This window comes from Kribbella sp. NPDC056345, from assembly GCF_042262745.1.
In the GTDB taxonomy this organism is placed as follows: Bacteria; Actinomycetota; Actinomycetes; order Propionibacteriales; family Kribbellaceae; genus Kribbella.
Genome location: NZ_JBHJQQ010000042.1, coordinates 1 through 577 on the forward strand (window position 1 = coordinate 1; position 577 = coordinate 577).

Genomic DNA, 577 nt, shown 5'->3' on the forward strand with positions numbered 1-577 from the left:
ACAGCTTGAAGTATGGGCCTGAGAGAGGCTACACTGAAAGAACATTTTTGGTTTCTGCGGTCTCGTATACCCAGTTACCTGGTTAAGCAGTTCCCCAACTGACTTAACCTTCGATCAAACCACCTCCCCAGGTGGTTTTTTCGTTTTCAGAGCAAGAGATTACGACTGTAACGACAGGATCACAAGAAGATCATTTACTCAGAGAGACTAACTACCACTATGTTTGCCTATCAACATACTTAGGAAACATTACTTGAGTTAACGACTCCACCTTACTTTTAGTATCTCGCAATGAATCTTCCGACCGCCGTTGTGTTGAAGTTCTATTGCGCCACCGGGGTATAAATCACTTTCGTTTAACTCAATTAAAAGCTCGTTCTTGTGAGCATCCTCTAAATAAAGGTAATAACACCCACCATAAAGGTTCTGCGTATCTGGCACGGCAACAAAAGATTTCTTTCCGAACAGTAAAACAGCCTCTTTTTCTCCATGCTCTGTTAGCAATAATCGAAATTCTTGTCCATCAGGCGCGATCCCCCATATACGCAAGATCGGCGCTCTATGTGGCTTATACCAA

1 protein-coding gene is annotated in these 577 nt (G+C 43.0%); it reads right to left on the bottom strand.

The genetic code is table 11. The annotated features are described in order from the left end of the window. Positions 1-258: 258 nt before the first annotated feature. On the bottom strand, positions 259-577 hold a 319-nt coding region (locus ACFCV3_RS42690; RefSeq protein ID WP_376041200.1), incomplete at its 5' end, for a hypothetical protein.